Source organism: Allostigmatella hybrida (assembly GCF_020103775.1).
GTDB classification, from domain to species: domain Bacteria; phylum Myxococcota; class Myxococcia; order Myxococcales; family Myxococcaceae; genus Hyalangium; species Hyalangium aurantiaca.
On the sequence record NZ_JAHXBH010000022.1, the window covers coordinates 25,894 to 43,444 of the forward strand.

A 17,551-nucleotide genomic window follows, 5' to 3' on the forward strand; every position below is an offset into this window, starting at 1 on the left:
CTAACCGGTGATTCCGAAGATGTGCCGCAGCCGGTCGAGGATGCGGCCTGCCTCGGGGGTGGAATCCATGGGGCCGCCGTTGTGGGCGGCCACCGCGCGCAGCTGGGTGCGGCGCTGCGCCAGGAGCGCCGAGAGCCGGTGCGCCAGGCCCGGGTTGGAGGCGAACATGCGCGCGAAGGCGGGCCGGTCCAGCTCCAGCAGCACCGAGTCCTCCAGGGCCACCACCGTGGCGGCGCGCGGCTCGCCCGTGAGCAGGGACATCTCGCCGATGGTCTGGCCGCACTGCAGCCGCGCCACCTCTGCCTGCGCCTTGCCGGCGCGCACGGACACCTCGCCGGTGGCCACCAGGTAGAAGGTGTGCCCCGCCTCGCCCTCCTGGATGATGGTCTCGCCCTTGCCGAAGCGCCGGGCCACCAGGTCCTGGTGGAGCTGCTCCAGCTCGCGCGAGTCCAGCACCGAGAACAGGTCCACCGCCTTGAGCAGCTCCAGCACCGTGTCGCGGGAGACCTCCATGTGCTCCAGGGCGCCCTGGCGCATGTGCACGGTCTGCTGGGGGATGGGAAGCTCGATGCGCTCGCGCCGCAGCCGGTACCAGAGCTGCGTGTAGATCTGCTCCATGGCGTTGTCGGCCTGGCTGAAGTCCGACACCCAGTAGCGGATTTGATAGCGGATGGACGCGCCCTCGTATCCCCACGTGCGGCACTGGGGCTCGGGCGTCTTCAGGATGAGGGGAATCTCCCGGAGCACGTCCAGCACCACGGCCTTCACCGTGTTGGGGGGCGTGTCCCGCGACAGGCTGACGAAGATGTCGGCGCCGATGGGCACGTAGCCATAGGAGAAGTTCCGCACCACCTCCTTGGCCACCATGCTGTTGGGCAGGGTGACGCTCTCGCACCGGAAGGTGGAGATGCGCGTGGCGCGCCAGCCAATCTGCACCACGCGCCCCGCGTGCTCGCCAATGCGGATGATGTCTCCCACCTGGTAAGGCCGCTCGAGCTGCAGCGACAGGCCCGCGAACAGGTTGCCCAGCGTCTCCTGGAGCGCCAGACCGATGACCACCGAGAGCACCGCGGAGGTGGCCAGCAGCCCGCCCAGGTTCAGGTCGAGCTGGGACTGGACGATGGGCAGCGCCGCCAGCCCATAGAGCACGAAGTCGATGACATCCCGGAGAATCTTCGGGATGGCCACCGGGGAGCGCAGGCGGATTACCTTCAGCGCCACCGCCACCCCGGTGCGGATGACACCGAAGGTGAAGGTGAGCATCCACGCCACCTGGACGAGCTTCTGCGCGGTCTCGGGCACCGTGCTGGGCAGGGCCCACGCCGCGAGGCGGCAGGTCAGGAACGCCAGCAGGAAGCGGATGGCGCCCTGCAAGTCTCGCCGGAAGTCCTTGTCGGCGCTGAGCGCCCGGGCCCCCGCGAGCAGCAGGGCCAACACCACACCGGCAACCAGGGAGAGATTACTCTGCAGGAAGGGAAGCAAGGCCCGGAAACTCTGGCCGAGCGGCTCCTCGCGGGTCAAGGTGGCGGTTGACGCCTGCACCCCGAGCGGGGATACACGCCCCATGACGTTGGCCTCGGTGGTGGGACAACCCCGTGCGGTGGATGCACTCCAGGCGGCCTTGCGCAGCGGCTCGGTGCACCACGCCTACCTGTTCGCTGGGCCGGAAGGCGTGGGCAAGGAGCGGGCGGCGGTGGGGCTGGCCCAGGCGCTCACCTGTCCGGAGCAGCCTGGGGTGGGATGTGGGACATGCGCCAGCTGCACCCGCATCCTCAAGGGGCTCCACCCGGACGTGACGTGGGTCATGCCGGACGAGGAGCGGGTGGCGCGGGGGCTCGCGGGGCGCTCGGACTTCACCGGCACGCCCAGCCGAGAGATCCGCGTGGAGCAGATCCGCGGGCTGCAGGAGCGCCTGTCGCTGCGCGGCCTGGAGTCCCGCCGCAAGGTGGCGCTCATCGTCTCGGCGCAGACGATGAACGTGCAGGCGCAGAACGCCTTCCTCAAGACGCTGGAGGAGCCCCCCTCCGACACCACCCTCATCCTGGTGGCCTCGGCGGTGGACCGGCTGCTGCCCACCATCCGCAGCCGCTGCGGCAAGGTGCACTTCGGCCCGCTGCCGGTGGATCTGGTCGCCCAGCGCGTGCAGCAGGAGCGGAAGTTGGATCCGCCCACCGCCGCGCTCGCCGCAGTGATGGCCGGTGGCAGCCTGGGGCGCGCGCTGAGCCTGGACCTGGAGGTGCTCACCCAGCGCAAGGACATCCTCACCCGCTTCGAGGCTCTGCGGCCGGACAACGCGCTGCCGCTGATGCGCTTCGCGGAGGAGTACGGGGCAAGCCGCGAGGAGGCCGAGCAGGCCCTGACGCTGCTCTCCCTGTGGACGCGGGACGTGGCCCGGGTGAAGGCGGGGGTGGGGGGCCTGGCGAACATGGACATGGGGGAGCTGGCGCGCGAGGTGGCCGCCCGCACCCACGAGACGGAGCTGCACCGGCGCCATGCGCTCGTGGAGCGCGCGCTGGCGGCGATTCACCGCAATGGGGCCCCGAGGCTCCAGCTGGAGCGGATGCTGCTGGAGATGCTGATGCGGGAGGTCCGGTGAGCAGCGAGTTGGACGAGGTGCTGGCCCAGGTGAAGGCGGGCAAGGTGGCGCCGCTGTACCTGCTGTGGGGCGAGGAGTTCCTGGTGCGCAAGGGCGCCGACGAGCTGGTGAAGGCGCTCGTGCCGGATGCGGCCATGGGGCTGAACCACGCGGTGCTGGATGCGGCCTCGCCCCGGGAGGTGGCCCAGGAGCTGGCCACGCTGCCGCTGTTCCCGGGCCGCAAGGTGGTGCTGGTGCGGGACCCGGAGTTCCTGGCGCCCAAGAAGGGCCGGGGGGACGCGCTGGGCAAGGCGCGCGAGGCGTGGAAGGCGGGCAAGCGCAAGGAGGGCGCCCGGCGGTTGCTGGCGCTGGCGGCGCGGGCCGGCTGGGGCGTGGATCAGCTCGACCCGGGGGCCTCGGGGGCGCCGTCCGTGGAGGACTGGAAGTCGGAGCTGGACGTGGACTTGGCGGAGGTGGACGTGGCGTTCCTCAAGGAGGCCGCCGCGTTCTGCCGCGAGGAGCGCGTTTCCGCGCCAGAAGGGGACGCCTCGGCGCTGCTGGAGCTGCTCCAGAAGGGGCTGCCCCCAGGGCATGCGCTGGTGCTGGCCGCCTCGGACATCGATGCGAAGAGCCCGCTGCTCAAGTTCGCCAAGGACGAGGGCCGGCTCATCGAGCGCAAGGTGGCCGCGCGCCACAAGGACCTGGACCTGTCGGAGATCTCCCGGGAGTTCCTGGCGCCCTTCAAGAAGAAGCTGGGCCCCGGGGCGCTGGAGCAGCTCAAGGAGCGGGTGGGTGGCAACATCCGGCTGCTCCAGTCGGAGCTGGAGAAGCTGGCCATCTACGCGAACGGCGCCACCATCGAGGCCGCCGACGTGGCGCTGCTGGTCCACCAGGCGCGCGAGGAGGAGTTCTTCGCGCTGTCCGAGGCGGTGCAGAAGCGGGATCTGCGCGGCGCGCTGGACTACACCGAGGACGCGCTGGGGCAGGGCACGCACGCGCTGCAACTGTTGGGGGCGGTGGCCTCCATCGTCCGGGGGCTGCTGGAGAACCGCGAGCGGCTGAGCCTCTACGCCCAGGGCACGGTGCCGCGCTCCTTTGACGACTTCAAGGCCCGGCTCTTCCCGAAGATTGAACAAGAGGTGAAGGGGGCCAAGGGCCGCGCCCCGCACCCCTGGGCCGCGTTCCTCAGCATGCAGGCCGCGGCGCGCTACGAGCGCCGGGAGCTGCTCCGGGCGCTGATGGCCTGCGCGGACGCGGACCTGGAGCTGAAGTCCTCTGCCAACGGCAAGCTGGTCATCGAGCGGCTGCTCTGGAGCCTCTGCGCCCGGCCCGCTTGACGGGGCGGGTCGCAGGAGACTCGGAGGGGGTGGGTCAAGCGCTGGACGTGGTAGGTGACTGCTGACCCCCGAGAAGGGTCCGGACCCGGGCCACGAGGTGGTCGTCATCCCACGGCTTGCTGATGAAGTGGGAGACGGCCTGGGCGGCCGAGGAGGGGGTGCTGCTCCACAGGTCCGCGTGGCCCGACAGGAGGATGCGCACCGCCTGGGGGCAGACGCGCAGCACGCGCTCCAGGAGCTCGGCGCCGTTCATTCCCTTCATCCGGAAGTCGGAGATGACCAGGTCGGCCTGGAAGGTGGTGAGCTTTTCGAGGGCTTCCTCGCCGTTGAGGGCAACCTCGACGGCAAAGCCTTCCCGCCGGAACAATCGCCGGAGCGCGCTGGCGACTTGCACTTCATCATCGACGATCAGGATTTTGGCCATGGGTAGAGGGACTCACCACTGCGGTGCGTCTTTTGAGCAATCCGCGTGCCACCATGTCTCCCTGGGAAAACCAGCAAGAATCAGGGGTCGCCGGAGACTCATGAGTCTGACCACGCTCCCCGAGAGCGCGGTGGATTCCGAGGACCTTCACGTTAAACCCTGTTGGCCGTGTTGGGGAGCGCCAAGTCGGGGTCTTGTTGGACTCTCGTGGGTATGCGGGGCCCAGCCCCCAGGGGTGTGGGGGAGACTTCCCCTCATGCCCTGGAAGGCGGGATTTCGAGTTCGCGAAAGCCATGCTGGCAAGGCGGGCCATCGGAGGCGAGGAAGCGCGCGGGGCGGCCCGGGGCCAGGGCGACGATGGCCGAGGAGCGCGTCCCGTAGTGCGGCGTGTGGATGCAGAGCGCCTGGTAGGGGCGGGCCTGCTCCCGGTTCATGCCCGTCACGGCCGGGGGCTCGGGCATCTGTTCGAGAGAGGGCAGGGCGTGGTCGGCCAGCAGGTGCTGGAGCCCGTCCACGAGGCCAGGCCCTGCGCGGCGCGCGGAGGCCTCCGCCAGCCCGCGGGCCCGGGCCACCTTGGGCAGGTGGGGCGCGTCGAGCACGTCGTTGGGCAGGACGTGGATGCCCGGGGGCACGTCCCCGAAGGTGAGCCGCCCGGCGGTGGGGCGCGCGTAGGCCACCCGCAGCCGCTGGGTGTCTCCATAGAGGAGGTTGAAGGGGCCGAAGTCCGCGGGGTTCAGTCCCTCCAGGTACCGCTCGACGGCCTCCAGGCTTCCCCGCCGCAGGGCCTCCGCCACCACCTCGCCCCGGGAGGCGGGCGCCGGGAGCCGGGCGGGCCCGGCGGGCTGGTTGGTGAGTCCCACGAAGAAGCCGCCCTCGGTGACGCCCATCCACGTGCCCCCCCGGACGTCATCGAGCCCGGCCACGAGCAGGCGCGGCCCGGCGAGGAACTGGGCGGGCGCGGAGGGGCGCGCGTAGAGCTCGTCCCGGTTGGCGGCCAGCAGCAGGGGCCACTCGGGGTGGACGTGGTGGAGGATGACGAGGGTGCACATCGTATCGGGTCCATAACATCCACCCCCCCGCTTTGCTCTTTGCATGGGGGGCCTCACCAGCACCGATGACCTTGGACATTCCAGCGGCTACAGTCCGCCGCCCTCCAGGAGAGTTCAGTTCATGGCGGAGAAGATCCTCGTCACCAGCGCGCTGCCCTACGCGAACGGCCCCATCCACATCGGGCACGTCGTCGAGTACGTCCAGACCGACATCTATGTGCGTTTCCTCCGCTCGTGCGGCAAGAACGTCGTCTACTTCTGCGCGGACGACACCCACGGCACCCCCATCGAGTTGAACGCGGCCAAGCAGGGCCTCAAGCCCGAGGAGTTCGTGGCCCGGTGGGCTGAGCTGCACCGCAAGGACTTCGAGGACTTCGACGTCAGCGTCGACTACTTTCACTCGACGCACTCGCCCGAGAACAAGGCCTACGCGGAGCTCATCTACGGGCGGCTCAAGGAGAAGGGGGACATCGAGCGGCGCGACATCGAGCAGACCTACTGCGAGCACGACAAGCGCTTCCTTCCGGACCGGTTCATCAAGGGTACCTGCCCCAACTGCAAGGCGAAGGACCAGTACGGCGACTCGTGCGAGAAGTGCGGCAAGGCCTACAGCCCCACGGACCTGGTGGATCCGCACTGCTCGCTGTGCGGCAACCCCCCGGTGCGCAAGCGCTCCGCGCACCTGTTCTTCAAGCTGTCGCGCCACGAGGCCTTCCTGCGCGAGCTGCTGCGCAGGCCGGGCTTCCTCCACCAGGGGTTGGCCACCCAGCTCCAGGGTTTCTTCGAGAAGGGCCTGGCCGACTGGGACATCAGCCGGGACGGGCCGTACTTCGGCTTCGCCATCCCGGGCGAGACGGACAAGTACTTCTACGTCTGGCTGGATGCGCCCATCGGGTACATCGCCACCACGGAGAAGTGGGCCCAGGAGACGGGCAAGGCCCAGAGCGCCCTGGACTACTGGGGGCCGGAGAGCAACACCCGCATCGTCCACTTCATCGGCAAGGACATCGTCTACTTCCACGCCCTGTTCTGGCCCGCGGTGCTGAAGGTCGCCGGGCTGCACGGGCCGGACGAGGTGAAGGTCCACGGCCACCTCACCGTGAACGGCGAGAAGATGTCCAAGACGCGCGGCACGCTGATCCCCGCGCGGGACTACCTCGACAAGTTGGATCCCAGCTACCTGCGCTTCTTCTACGCGGCGAGCCTGGGCCCGGGGCCGGAGGACTTTGACTTGTCGCTCAAAGACTTCCGCCTGCGCGTCAACGGCGAGCTGGTCAACAACGTGGGCAACCTCGCCAACCGCGCCCTGACGATGCTGGCGGGGCCGCTGGAGAAGCGGCTCGCGCCCGGCGCGGACGGCGCGGGCAAGGCGCTCGTGGAGGCGGCGCTCGCCCGGGTGCCCGAGGTGCGCGAGTCCTTCGAGAAGCTGGAGTACCGCAACGCCATCCGGGTCATCGTGGAGATCTCCCAGAACGCCAACGCCTTCCTCCAGACGCAGGCCCCCTGGGCCAAGGTGAAGACGGACGCGGAAGGGGCCCGCGCGGACCTCTCGGATGCCGCCGACATCGTCTACCTGCTGGGCGCGCTGCTCACGCCCGTCATCCCCCGCGTGACGGACCGGCTCTTCGCGCAGCTCGGGGCGCCGCCGCTCACCTTCGCCGGGCTGGAGACGGCCCGCTACCCGCTGCTGGACCGGAGCCGGCCCATTGGCACCCCGGAGCCGCTCCTGCCCCGGCTGGAGGAGGAGCGCGTCAACGCCATCATCACCGCCCCGGCCGGAGCGCCCATCCAGGCGGCCGCCACCACCGAGGCGCCCAAGAAGGGCGAGAAGAAGGCGGACAAGGCCGCGAAGAAGCCGGCCGAGGTGCCCGTCACGCAGGCCTCGGCGGGGGCGGGGGCTGGCGCGGCGCCTGCGGGCTCCGGGGAGATCGAATACGCGGACTTCGCCAAGGTGGTCCTCAAGGTGGGCCGCATCCTGGCGTGTGAGCGCGTGCCGGACGCGGACCGGCTCCTGAAGCTGTCCGTGGACGTGGGGGAGGAGTCGCCGCGCACCATCGTGTCGGGCATCGCCGAGGCGTACACGCCGGAGCAGGTGACGGGCCGCCGGGTGGTGGTGGTGACCAACCTCAAGCCCCGGAAGCTCAAGGGCATCGAGTCCCGTGGGATGCTGCTGACCGCGGGGCCCGGGGGCAAGAGCCTGTCCCTGCTGGATCCGGGCGAGCTGCCGCCCGGCTCCGAGGTGAAGTGAGCCCCATGGACTGGCGGGCCGAGCGGGATCGCGCGCTCCTGGTGCTGGAGCGGGAGAAGAGTCCAGCGGTTCGCGCCGATGCGGCGGACCTCCTGTTCCAGCTGGCCGCGGAGGAGGCCGGGCGGGCCCCCGAGTTCGCCGGGGTGCTCACGCGGCTGCTGGCCGATGCCCAGGGCGAGGTGCGCCGCTCAGGCCTGGGCCTGGCCACGCTCGTGCTTCCGCAGGGGGAGCTGATCGACACTCTGTCGGCGCGCCTGTCGGATCTGGACGTGGGGGCGCGCCTAGAGGCGGTGGGGCGGCTGGCGGACCTGGCGCTGCCGGAGGTTCGCGGCGCGCTGGCGCCCATGCTGCAGGATGCCGTGCCGGAGATTCGCTTCGAGGCGGCGCGGGGCATGGCCTCGCTGAAGCACAGCGCGGGGCTGGACGTGCTCGTGGAGGCGCTGGACAACGAGAGCCTGCGCTTCCGGGCCCTGGGGGCGCTCGCGGAGCTGGAGGACCCCCGGGCGCTGCCCGCCGTGAAGAAGCTGTTCCGCCGCTGGCTCCTGTCTCCGTTCGAGAGGACCCAGGCCGCGGGCGTCCTCGCCAAGCTGGGAGACACCGAAGGGGTGGAGTGGCTGGTGAAGCGCCTCCAGAAGCGCTGGAGCACGGACCGGGCCCTCGCGGTGGAGCTGTGCGGCGAGGTGAAGATCCCCAACGCCCTGGAGCGGCTGAAGGCCATCCTGGAGTCGCCGAAGGACCCGTGCCGGGGTGCAGCGGCGCGGGGCCTGGGCCGCCTGGGGGAGCCCGCGGCGCTGCCGTGGCTGCTGGCCCTGCTGGAGGACCCGGGCGCGCCGGAGGACTTCCGGCTGGATGCGGCCGAGGGGCTCTGGCGGCTGGGACTGCCCGAGGGGCAGGCACGCGTGCGGGCCGCCGCTGCCTCGTTCACCTCGCCGGAGGTGCGCGCGGAGCTCGACGAACTGTTGCAGGAGATGCCATGAAATTGATCGACGCCCATTGCCACCTGGAGAGCGCGGACTTCGCGGAGGTGACGCCCGTGCTGGAGCGCGCCCGGGCCGCCGGGGTGGTGCACGCCATGGTGGTGGGCCAGTTCCAGGGCCCCGGGGACTGGGGCAACGCGCTGGAGGTGGCCGCGGCCTACCCGGACTTCCTGTCGCCCACGCTGGGCATCCACCCCCACGAGGCCGCCCGGGCCACCGAGGCGGACTTCGCCCACCTGGAGCGCACCTGCGCCCGGCCCGAAGTGCTCGCGGTGGGCGAGGCAGGGCTGGACTACTACTACGACCGGTCGCCCCGGGAGGTGCAGGCCGCGGTGTTCCGCCGCCAGTGCGCGCTGGCGCGGTCGCTGGGCAAGCCGCTCGTGGTGCACGTGCGGGATGCGCACGAGGACTGTGAGGCCATCCTCCGGGAAGAGGGGCTGCACCGGGGCGTCATCCACTGCTTCACCGGGGACACCACCGCGGCGCGCCGCTACCTGGACCTGGGCTTCCACATCTCCCTGTCGGGCGTGGTGACGTACAAGAAGACGGAGGCGCTCCAGGACGCGGTGCGCTTCACGCCGGTGGACCGGCTGATGGTGGAGACGGACAGCCCCTTCCTGGCGCCGGTGCCCTACCGGGGCCGGAAGAACGAGCCCGCGCACGTGGTGGAGACGGCGCGCAAGGTGGCGGAGCTGAAGGGGCTGCCGGTGGAGGAGCTGGCCGCGGCCACCACGGCGGCCACGGTGGGGCTGTTCGGGCTCCGCCTGCCGTAGCTACGCCGAGGCGCGGCGGGTGACGAGCTCCTTGGTCACCCCTTCGAGATCCTTGTCGAGGTGGGGCATGTCCAGCAGCAGCGCGTCAGGATCGTACTGGAACTCCGCCTGCTTGATTTGCAGGAGCGCGTGCATGGCGGACTCCCCGGCCTGGCCGGCGTAGGCGGCGTAGACGATGCGCCCGCGCTCCAGGTGCAGGTAGCCCTCGAACGAGTGGTGGCGCAGCAGGAGCCGCCCGGACTTGCGTCCGCTGGCGAGCGTCTTGAGCAGCTCCAGCAGGGGCAACTCGTCATAGCTGCCCCGCACCACGCGCGCCGGGCCGTTGTGGAGGATGCGGTCCTCCTGGAACTGGCGGACCGTCTTCGACGCCGCGTCCGTGTCCGCGGGCGACTGCACCGCCGTGGCACCGGCCATGAGCAGCCGCTCGCGCGAGGAGTTGTCCGGCTCGCCGAGCACGAGGATGGGCAGGCCCGCGCCCTCCGGCGTGCCGCGCGCGTACTGGAGCAGGGAGAGGATCTCGGGCAGCCCGAAGCGCAGGCTCACCACGAGCACGTCACACTCCTTGTTGGCCAGCCCGTCGAGCGCGCCCTCCAGCGTGGAGAAGGCATACACCACCAGCCCCTGCCGGAGTACCGACTCCAGCATGTCCGTGCGGATGGCCTCGTCGGACTCGGCGATGAGCACCTGCCGCCCGTCCTGGACGATGCGGTGGCGCAGCAGCTCGCCGCTCTGCACCTGCCCGACGATGTCCGCCACGATGGGATCGTAGAGGACGCCGGCGTTCTTGCGCAGGTGGTCCAGCGCCTGGGCCTTGGTGAGCACCTTGCCGTAGGCGTTGCCCGGGTTCTTCGTCAGGTCCAGGAAGCTGTCCACGGTGGAGAGGATGCGCGCGCCCAGGACGATGTCCTCGCCCTTGGTGCCCAGCGGAACGCCCGAGCCGTCATAGGCCTCGTAGAGCTGGGAGAGCAGGGTGTTCACCATGGGCGGCAGGTTCACCGTCTCGAAGAGGCGGGAGGGGGCGCGGCACAGGCGCTTGGCCTCCTCCTTCCAGTTCGCGGCGGCCGCGTTGCTGGCCAGGGTGTGGTGGCGCTCGTGGGACTTGCCCAGGTCATGCAGGTAGGCGGCGATGGCCAGCGCGGTCAGCTCCTTGGGCGCGATGCCCATGCGCTTGCCCACGATGGAGGCCTGCCGGGCCAGCTGGGTCGAGTGGCCCCGGTGGTGGGACCGCTCCTGCTCCAGCAGGCTCACCAGGACATTCAGCGTCTCGACGAAGTCGCTCTCGGCGATGGACGAGCGCGTGGCGCCCACCATGTCGCGCATCTGCGTGGTCATCCGCAGCAGCTGCGAGCCCGCGGCGCGCGGCGTGCGCGAGCCCGGATCCGTCTCGAACCGGAGCTGTGAAATCGGGGCGCTCCGGCTGCCGCTGCCCGTGGCCTCGTAGGCCCCGGCCATGGCGGACACATCCGCGCGCTGGACCTGGGCATTGCCCGATTCCAGCGCGGTGAAGGCCGTGGGGTCTCCGTAGTAGTACTTGCGGATGGCCGCGGCGATGGCGCTGCGCAGCCCCACGAAGGCGTAGACCTCGGAGACGCCGGTGACGAGGGCGATCTCCTCCATCATCGCCTTGTTCTGAGGCTCCGCCGCGACGATGGAGAGCAGCTTGCGCTCCGTGTCGTACGCCAGCGGCAGGACGTTGTTGGACTCGGCCATCCGCACGGGGATGCGGTCCAGCACCGCCGTGGCGATCTTCGCCTTGGACAGCTTCTCCGCGGAGACAAAGCGCGTCTGGAACTCGGTGGCCAGGAAGCGCAGCAGGGCGGCTTCCTGGAGCAGGCCCAGCTCCACCAGACAGTCCCCGAGCTTGTGGCCGGTGATCTTCTGGTGGTCGAGGGCCTTGCTCACGGCCTCGGCGGTGACGAGGCCGGCCTCGATCAGGCGTTCTCCGAGCCGCTTGGCCATGTCACCCTTCCGTGGGGCCGTTGTCCTCGGACTTGCTCTGCGAGCCCTCGGCGGGGGCCAGGGTCGTCAACGCGCTGAACGGCTTGAAGGTGAGCTCCTGGGGCAGGTTGTTCGGGTCGCGGGGCGGCCGGGGCGGACGCTCCTCGCGCGGCGCACGGTCCTCGCGGGGGGGACGGCCCTCACGGGGCGGACGGTCCTCGCGGGGGGCCCGCTCCTCGCGGGGCGGACGGCCTTCCCGGGGCGGACGCTCCTTGCGCGGGGCGGGGGCGGCGGCCTCGGTGCCACCCGGGGTGGCCTGGCCCTGGGGGGCGGGGCTTCCGGAGCCCTTGCCCTTGCGGCGCTCCTCACGCGTCTTGCGGCGGCCCTCCACCGGCGACTTGCCGCGCGCGGTGGGCGCGGGGCCCTTCCAGAGCTGGCGCTGCTCGTAGAGCTTGAGCGGCTCGGTCCACTTGTCGTTCGGGTCGCGCGCCATGGCCTCCAGCCAGGAGGCGATCCGGGAGTCGAGTGTGTCGAGCGCGTGGACGATGTACGCCTCGATCGTCATGGGCAGCTTGGGCGAGCCGTACTCCAGCTTGCCGTGGTGGGCGAGCACCAGGTGGGTGAGGTGCTGCTCGAGCAGGGGCGGGAAGCCGGGAATGGCCAGGGTCTTCTCCCGGATCTTCTGCGCCGACATCACCAGGTGGCCCACCAGCTTGCCCTCGTCGGTGTAGTCGAAGCCCTTCTCCGGAGAGATCTCCGCCACCTTCATCACGTCGTGCAGCAGGGCGCCCGCCAGCAGCAGGTCCCGGTCCGCCATGGGGTAGTGGTCCGCGACGCGCAGCGTCAAGCGCATCACCGACAGCAGGTGCTCGGCCAGGCCCCCCCGGTAGGCGTGGTGCACGCCCTTGCCGGCGGGCGCGATGGGCAGGTTCGCGGCGAGCTGGGGATCATCCAGGAACGCCAGCAGCAGCTGCTTCACGTAGGAGTCATTCACCCGCTCGGTGATGATCTCGCGGATCTGTCCCACGGCGCGGGCGCCGATGTTGGCGCCGTCCTCGCGGGGCGGGCGCTTCTCGGACGCGCCGTCCTCGCGCTTGTCCGCGGCCTGCGCGGGCTTCTCCGGGGCCTTGTCCGCAGGGGCCCCCTCGGCGGGGGCCTCGGCGGCGGGCGGGGCCGGGGGCGGCTCGAACTCGGCCATGTCCAGCGGGCCCGGATCCAGGCGCTCCAGGGCCTCCACCACCAGCTGGGTCTTCCCGTGGAAGCTGATGATGTGGCCCTGGACGAGGATGTGGTCGCCAATGGCGAAAGCAGGCTCGAAGGTGTCCACCTTGTCGAAGATGCGGGCATCCATCTCGCCGCTCTTGTCCCCGAGCACCAGCGAGAGGAACACCTTGCCACTGCGCGCCGTCACCTTGCTCTTCTGGGTGACGCGGAAAACGGTGTGGACGCGGTCCTTCTCGCGCAGATCCTTCGCGTACACCTTGCGAACGGTCTCGACGGAACCGCCCTCGGAGGTGGGGGCGGGAGTACCAGCGGAATTGTCGGTCGTCATCGTGGGCGCGGACACTACCACCCCCGCTGCCGGGAGTGCGGTCCATGATGGGGGGTCAATTCACTTCGAGGGCCATCGCGCTCAGGTACTCGGCCCCCGGGCTGTTCACCGGCAGGGGGTGGTCGGGCGGCAGGCCGAACCGGGCCAGCCGGAACGCGAGCCGCTGCTCGCGCTCGCAGGACTCCGCCACCAGCTCCTCGAAGGAGCCCCGGGCCAGCGGGGGGTGGTAGCCCGCCAGGAGCAGGCGGCCCCCGTGCCGCGTCCGGTTGAGGGCCAGGCGGACGTGTTCCACGAAGGACTCGCCGGAGGCGACATCCTGGGTGTCGAGCAGCACCAAGTCGAACGTGTCCTGCGTGCCCCGGAGCACGGACAGGCACGCGCCCCGCTCCACCTTGACCCGTCCGAGCAGGCCATTGGCCTCGGCGTTCTCGCGGGCCAGGTCCGCCGCGTCCGCGTTGCCGTCGAAGGCGAGGATCTGCCGTGCCCCGTGCATGCCCGCGTGGACGAAGAGCCCGCCCACGTTGCAGCAGGGATCCAACACCCGGGCCCCGTTGGACAGCCGCGCGAGGAACCGGCGCAGCTCGCGCTGGTCATAGTGGTAGCCGGTGTTCTGGCCGTACGTGAGGTCCACGGTGAAGCGCGCGCCCAGCTCCAGCAGGCGGCACCAGCGGGGCGGGGTGCCATAGAGGACGTGGGGCCGCTGCGGGGCGAGCCCCAGCTGCTTGCGCCGGGGCGAGTCGTTGCGCAGGAGCACCGAGCTGGCGCCGGCCACCTCCACGATGGCGCGGGTGATTTCCTCCAGCCGCGCATCCATGGCGCGCGTGAGCGTCTGGACGACGAAGTGCGCGTCATACCGGTCCACGATGAGGCCGGGCAGGCCGTCGCCGTCGTCGTTCACCAGACGGCAGAAGCGCGGGTCATCCAGCAGGCGCGCGCGGCGCTCCATCGCGTGGCGGACGTGGCGGGGGATGAGCCCCTCGGCGCTCTCCTCGGGCAACCCGAGGCGGCGCACGGCATAGGAGGACTCCAGGTCCACATCTCCCAGGCCGAGCACCTGTCCATCCTCGTCCCGGAGCTGGGTGGGCTCGCCGGCCGTGGGCGTGCCGTCCATGGAGAGGATGTCTTCCCGGCGGAGCCAGAACGCACCGTGCCGCAATTTCTGCGCTGCTTCTCGGGACAGGTAGGTGTTGAGCAAAGCCGTCCTCCGTTTGCCGCGCCATGGCGGTCCTGGGGGCGAAATGCCCGCTGGACAACAACATGGGGGCGCCCGCGGCCGCTTGCGGCAAGCGCCGCGCCGCCGCGCTGGAGGGCAGGGGAGGGAGCGTCAGGTGGAGGGTGGGGGCCGCCGGAAGGCCTTGAGCGTCACCCGGGTGAGCACCGCGGCCACGATGAGGGCGATGGCGAGCACCGGCATCATCCCCGCGCCGCGCCGCATCAACTCCAGGGCCACGGCCGACAGCAGCACCACGACGCCAATCGTCAGGGCCTGGGAGCGGGCCCAGGGCTTGGGGGCCGCGCGCCGGGCGCGCACCAGGACGGGCAGGCTATCGGCCTTGCGCCACAGGGCGCTGCCCTCCTCGCGCACCTCGTCCTGCGGCTCGACGAGCCCTTGCACGTAGGCCTGCTCCAGGGCCAGGAGGTCAGGGTAATCCAATTCCCCATCCGGGGTCCGTACGCGGTAGCGCATGGGCTTCTCTCCTCGCTAGGTCAGCTCCGAGGCAATCTGCTCAGCGGCCCGCAGTCCATCAATGGCCGAGGAGACGATGCCCCCCGCGTAGCCGCAGCCCTCGCCCACGGGGTACAGGCCCTTGAGCGACACGGACTGCAGGTTCTCGCCGCGGGTGATGCGCAGCGGGGAGCTGGTGCGGCTCTCGATGCCGATGAGCTTGCCCTCGTCGCTGTTGAAGCCGCGCATCTTCCGGTCGAAGGCGCGCAGGGCCTGCTTGATGGACTCGGTGAGGCGGGCGGGGAACAGGACGTTGAGGTCCGTCTTGACGATGCCGGGCCGGTAGCTGGTGTCCCCGGGGTCCTTCTTGGCCCGGCCAGCGAGGTAGTCCGGGATGGTCTGCGCGGGGGCGAAGAACTTCCCGCCGCCCAGCGCATAGGCCTTCTGCTCCCAGTGGCGCTGGAACTCCAGCCCCGCGAGCGGGCCGTGGAAGCCCTCGCGCTCGAAGTCCTGCACGGACACGGTGACGACGATGCCGGAGTTGGCGAACTTCGCGTTGCGGCGCGAGTTGCTCATGCCGTTGGTGCACTGCTGGCCGTCCTCGGTGGGCGTGGGCACCACGATGCCGCCGGGGCACATGCAGAACGAGTAGATGCCGCGCACCTCGCCGTCCACATCCAGGTTCTCGGCCAGCTTGTAGTCGGCCGGGGGCAGGCGGGGGTTCTTCGCCGCGCTGCCGTACTGGATGCTGTTGATGAGCCCCTGCGGGTGCTCGGCCCGGAAGCCCAGGGCGAAGGGCTTGGCCTCCACGCTCACGTGCTTGTCCGCCGCGAAGCGCTCGTACAGCTCGCGCGCCGAGTTGCCCGGCGCCAGCACCACCCGGTCGCTCTCCAGCGTGCGCCCATCCACCAGCTTCAGCCCCGCCACCCGGCCATCCCGGTAGAGCAGGTCCTCCACCTTGTGCTCGAAGAGCACCTGGCACCCGCCGGCGATGAGCATGTCGCGGATGCGCGCCACCGCGCCCGGCAGCAGGTCCGAGCCGATGTGCGGCTTGCCCTCGATGAGGATGTGGTCCGGCGCGCCGTACTGGGCGAACGTCTCGATGACCTTGCGCACCATGGGGTGGTTGATGCGCGTGGAGAGCTTGCCGTCCGTGTAGGCCCCGGCGCCGCCCTCGCCGAAGTTCATGTTGCTCTCCGGGTGGAGCGTGCCATCGCGCATCAGCTTCGCCACGTCCTTGCGGCGCGTCACCACCTCGCGCCCTCGCTCCAGCAGGATGCTGCGCACCCCGCGCTCCAGGAGCCCCAGGGCGCAGAAGAGGCCCGCAGGCCCGGTGCCGATGATGAGCGGCCAGCGCTCGGGCTCCTTCACCCGGGGCAGCGGCTCGGGCAGGGCCGGGGCCTCGCCCACATCCGGCGGGAGGCGGGGCGGGGGACGGCCCGGGGCGAGGGTGACTTCGAGCGTATAGATGTAGCGAGGGCTGCCCTTCTTGCGGGCATCCAGCACCGAGCGCACCACACGCACCGACGCGAGATCGGACCGGGTCACCCCCAGCTTCTCCGCCGCACGCTGGCCGAGCAGCTCCTCCGGCTCGTCCAGCCACAGCCCGATGTTGTTCACCCGGTACGCCATATGTGTTGGTCTCCTGCGCGGGGCCTGTATCTGTCCTGGCCGCCGGGGGCAATGCAAGTCCTTGGAAACACGGGGGAGCGTGCGGCCCTGCTTCAGGTGTGTACCCCGTTATGCACCCAGGGGCCGCATCCCCCGGACCCCTGGTGGGAATGCGAAGCGGGCTTCGCACCCGGGAGAACCCGGAAAACGCCCTGGCTTCTCTTAACCCACCGCAGCCAATGAGGAATCCCGGGGGAATCCGTCTTGCAACCAACTGTTGGCATGAGGGTTGAAGAAGCGGGGAGGGACGACTTCCCCAGCCCCCCCTCTCTCTTGGAGGCAGTTCCTTGAGCACCGACCAGAAGGGCCCCCGCATCCTGGCGCACACGTTCTACGCGCAGCTGCGCGCAAGCGGTTATACGCCGCAGCAAGTCATCGGCATCGCCACGGAGCTGCTGGACATGGTCACCGATGACCTCAAGAGCAATGCCAAGCAGGACATACCCCCGGCGGCCTCCGAGGTGAGCCCGGGCTTCCAGCCCCGCGTCTGACCCGGTAGACTGCAGGCAACCCTGGCGGGCAAGTGGGCTCCGGACTGGTTTCGGGGTTCCCACCCGCTCTGGGCACCGGGCACCGGTGCGGTGCCAACCCTCACGAGTGGTGAGCAACCGGCGCGCCGCCGGTTTTTTTATGCGCGGCCTCTCGCCTGCGCTCGCGCGCCGCGGCCCCCGCCACCACGAGCAGCCCGGCGGTCAGCGTGGAGAACACCGAGCTGGCGGTCTCCGTGGCCTGAAAGGCGATGAGCCCCCCGGCGCCCAGGAAGGCGAGCCAGTCCACCCAGGCCGGGCGCGCCTGGGGCAGCACGAGCAGGGTGACGCACGCGGTGAAGGGCAGTCCCAGCTTCACCTGCCGGGCGATCTGCGGCCCGCTCGTCAGCACCGTGCCCCAGTTGTGCACGAGCAGCGCGGCGAAGATGACCACCGTGCCCAGGGCGAGCACCATCACCCCGGCGGCGGCGGCGTCCTTGGCCAGGCGGGCCTTCTCGTCGAACTGCTGGACGGCGAGATCCACCAGGTGCTCGAGCGCGCTGTTGAGGATCTCCGCGAAGAAGATGAGCAGCACGCAGAAGATGAGCGTCACCTTCTCGGCGAGCCCCAGGGGAATGCCGCTGCCCACCAGCCCCACGAGCACACCGGAGACCAGGTGGACGCGCATGTTGCGCTGGTAGACGACAGTGTGGATGAGGCCCTTCCACGCATGGTGGAACGAGGCCAGCAGGCCAGCGGCGCCACGGTGTGGGAATTGGGGGCGAGGCGGGTGGGGGTGGGTCATCGCGCTTGGAGGACGGGCAGACTAACACCGGGAACGGGAATACCGCCGTGCTCGCGTATGGGGAAGCGG

The 17,551-nt window shown here is 70.6% G+C and carries 15 protein-coding genes; 6 read left to right on the top strand and 9 right to left on the bottom strand.

The genetic code is table 11. The annotated features are described in order from the left end of the window. Entirely contained in the window at positions 1 to 1,440 is a 1,440-nt protein-coding gene (locus KY661_RS26650; RefSeq protein WP_225412906.1) for a cyclic nucleotide-binding domain-containing protein, read from the bottom strand. A 124-nt stretch (positions 1,441 to 1,564) separates the two neighbouring features. On the opposite strand from KY661_RS26650, the gene holB reads away from it, so the two are divergent. Both holB and holA read left to right on the top strand, forming a co-directional pair. Continuing rightward, a complete protein-coding gene (gene holB, locus KY661_RS26655) occupies positions 1,565 to 2,596 on the top strand; it encodes a DNA polymerase III subunit delta' (protein ID WP_225412907.1) in 1,032 nt (343 codons plus the stop codon). Then, positions 2,593 to 3,912: a DNA polymerase III subunit delta gene (holA, locus tag KY661_RS26660; RefSeq protein ID WP_225412908.1), complete on the top strand. Its 1,320-nt coding sequence runs from the start codon at positions 2,593 to 2,595 to the stop codon at positions 3,910 to 3,912. The genes holB and holA overlap by 4 nt, the downstream gene beginning before the upstream one ends. Positions 3,913 to 3,946: 34 nt before the next feature. Here the strand turns inward: holA and KY661_RS26665 are convergent, their stop codons facing one another. Both KY661_RS26665 and KY661_RS26670 read right to left on the bottom strand, forming a co-directional pair. Beyond that, positions 3,947 to 4,336, bottom strand: a complete 390-nt coding sequence (locus tag KY661_RS26665) for a response regulator (protein ID WP_225412909.1) — start codon at positions 4,334 to 4,336, stop codon at positions 3,947 to 3,949. 254 nt (positions 4,337 to 4,590) lie between these two features. Then, the gene (locus KY661_RS26670; RefSeq protein ID WP_225412910.1) at positions 4,591 to 5,385 is read right to left on the bottom strand and encodes an NRDE family protein; all 795 of its coding nucleotides are present in this window, start codon (positions 5,383 to 5,385) and stop codon (positions 4,591 to 4,593) included. Between the two features lie 121 nt (positions 5,386 to 5,506). Between KY661_RS26670 and metG the strand changes: the two genes are divergently transcribed. The 3 genes from metG to KY661_RS26685 are packed head-to-tail and all read left to right on the top strand — an operon-like array spanning position 5,507 to position 9,383. Beyond that, a complete protein-coding gene (gene metG, locus KY661_RS26675; RefSeq protein WP_225412911.1) occupies positions 5,507 to 7,633 on the top strand; it encodes a methionine--tRNA ligase in 2,127 nt (708 codons plus the stop codon). A 5-nt stretch (positions 7,634 to 7,638) separates the two neighbouring features. Continuing rightward, positions 7,639 to 8,610: a HEAT repeat domain-containing protein gene (locus KY661_RS26680; RefSeq protein ID WP_225412912.1), complete on the top strand. Its 972-nt coding sequence runs from the start codon at positions 7,639 to 7,641 to the stop codon at positions 8,608 to 8,610. After that, positions 8,607 to 9,383, top strand: coding sequence for a TatD family hydrolase (locus tag KY661_RS26685; RefSeq protein ID WP_225412913.1), 777 nt, complete (start codon positions 8,607 to 8,609; stop codon positions 9,381 to 9,383). The genes KY661_RS26680 and KY661_RS26685 overlap by 4 nt, the downstream gene beginning before the upstream one ends. On the opposite strand, the gene KY661_RS26690 is transcribed toward KY661_RS26685, so the two are convergent. The 5 genes from KY661_RS26690 to KY661_RS26710 form a co-directional block, all read right to left on the bottom strand. Next, positions 9,384 to 11,342, bottom strand: a complete 1,959-nt coding sequence (locus tag KY661_RS26690; RefSeq protein ID WP_075010306.1) for an HD domain-containing phosphohydrolase — start codon at positions 11,340 to 11,342, stop codon at positions 9,384 to 9,386. It abuts the gene before it with no gap. A 1-nt stretch (position 11,343) separates the two neighbouring features. Beyond that, complete coding sequence (locus tag KY661_RS26695) at positions 11,344 to 12,873, bottom strand: 3'-5' exoribonuclease YhaM family protein (RefSeq protein ID WP_225412914.1); 1,530 nt, start codon at positions 12,871 to 12,873, stop codon at positions 11,344 to 11,346. A 55-nt stretch (positions 12,874 to 12,928) separates the two neighbouring features. After that, positions 12,929 to 14,068 (bottom strand): class I SAM-dependent rRNA methyltransferase, encoded by a 1,140-nt coding sequence (locus KY661_RS26700; protein ID WP_225412915.1) that lies wholly within the window; start codon positions 14,066 to 14,068, stop codon positions 12,929 to 12,931. 129 nt (positions 14,069 to 14,197) lie between these two features. After that, positions 14,198 to 14,560, bottom strand: coding sequence for a hypothetical protein (locus KY661_RS26705; RefSeq protein WP_225412916.1), 363 nt, complete (start codon positions 14,558 to 14,560; stop codon positions 14,198 to 14,200). A 15-nt stretch (positions 14,561 to 14,575) separates the two neighbouring features. Next, positions 14,576 to 16,171, bottom strand: a complete 1,596-nt coding sequence (locus tag KY661_RS26710) for an NAD(P)/FAD-dependent oxidoreductase (RefSeq protein ID WP_075010310.1) — start codon at positions 16,169 to 16,171, stop codon at positions 14,576 to 14,578. A gap of 326 nt (positions 16,172 to 16,497) precedes the next feature. On the opposite strand from KY661_RS26710, the gene KY661_RS26715 reads away from it, so the two are divergent. Next, the gene (locus tag KY661_RS26715; protein ID WP_225412917.1) at positions 16,498 to 16,701 is read left to right on the top strand and encodes a hypothetical protein; all 204 of its coding nucleotides are present in this window, start codon (positions 16,498 to 16,500) and stop codon (positions 16,699 to 16,701) included. Positions 16,702 to 16,801: 100 nt separating this feature from the next. Here the strand turns inward: KY661_RS26715 and KY661_RS26720 are convergent, their stop codons facing one another. Further along, positions 16,802 to 17,482 carry a diacylglycerol kinase gene (locus KY661_RS26720; protein WP_225412918.1) on the bottom strand — a complete coding sequence of 227 codons (681 nt, stop codon included), beginning with the start codon at positions 17,480 to 17,482 and terminating at the stop codon, positions 16,802 to 16,804. Positions 17,483 to 17,551 lie beyond the last annotated feature (69 nt).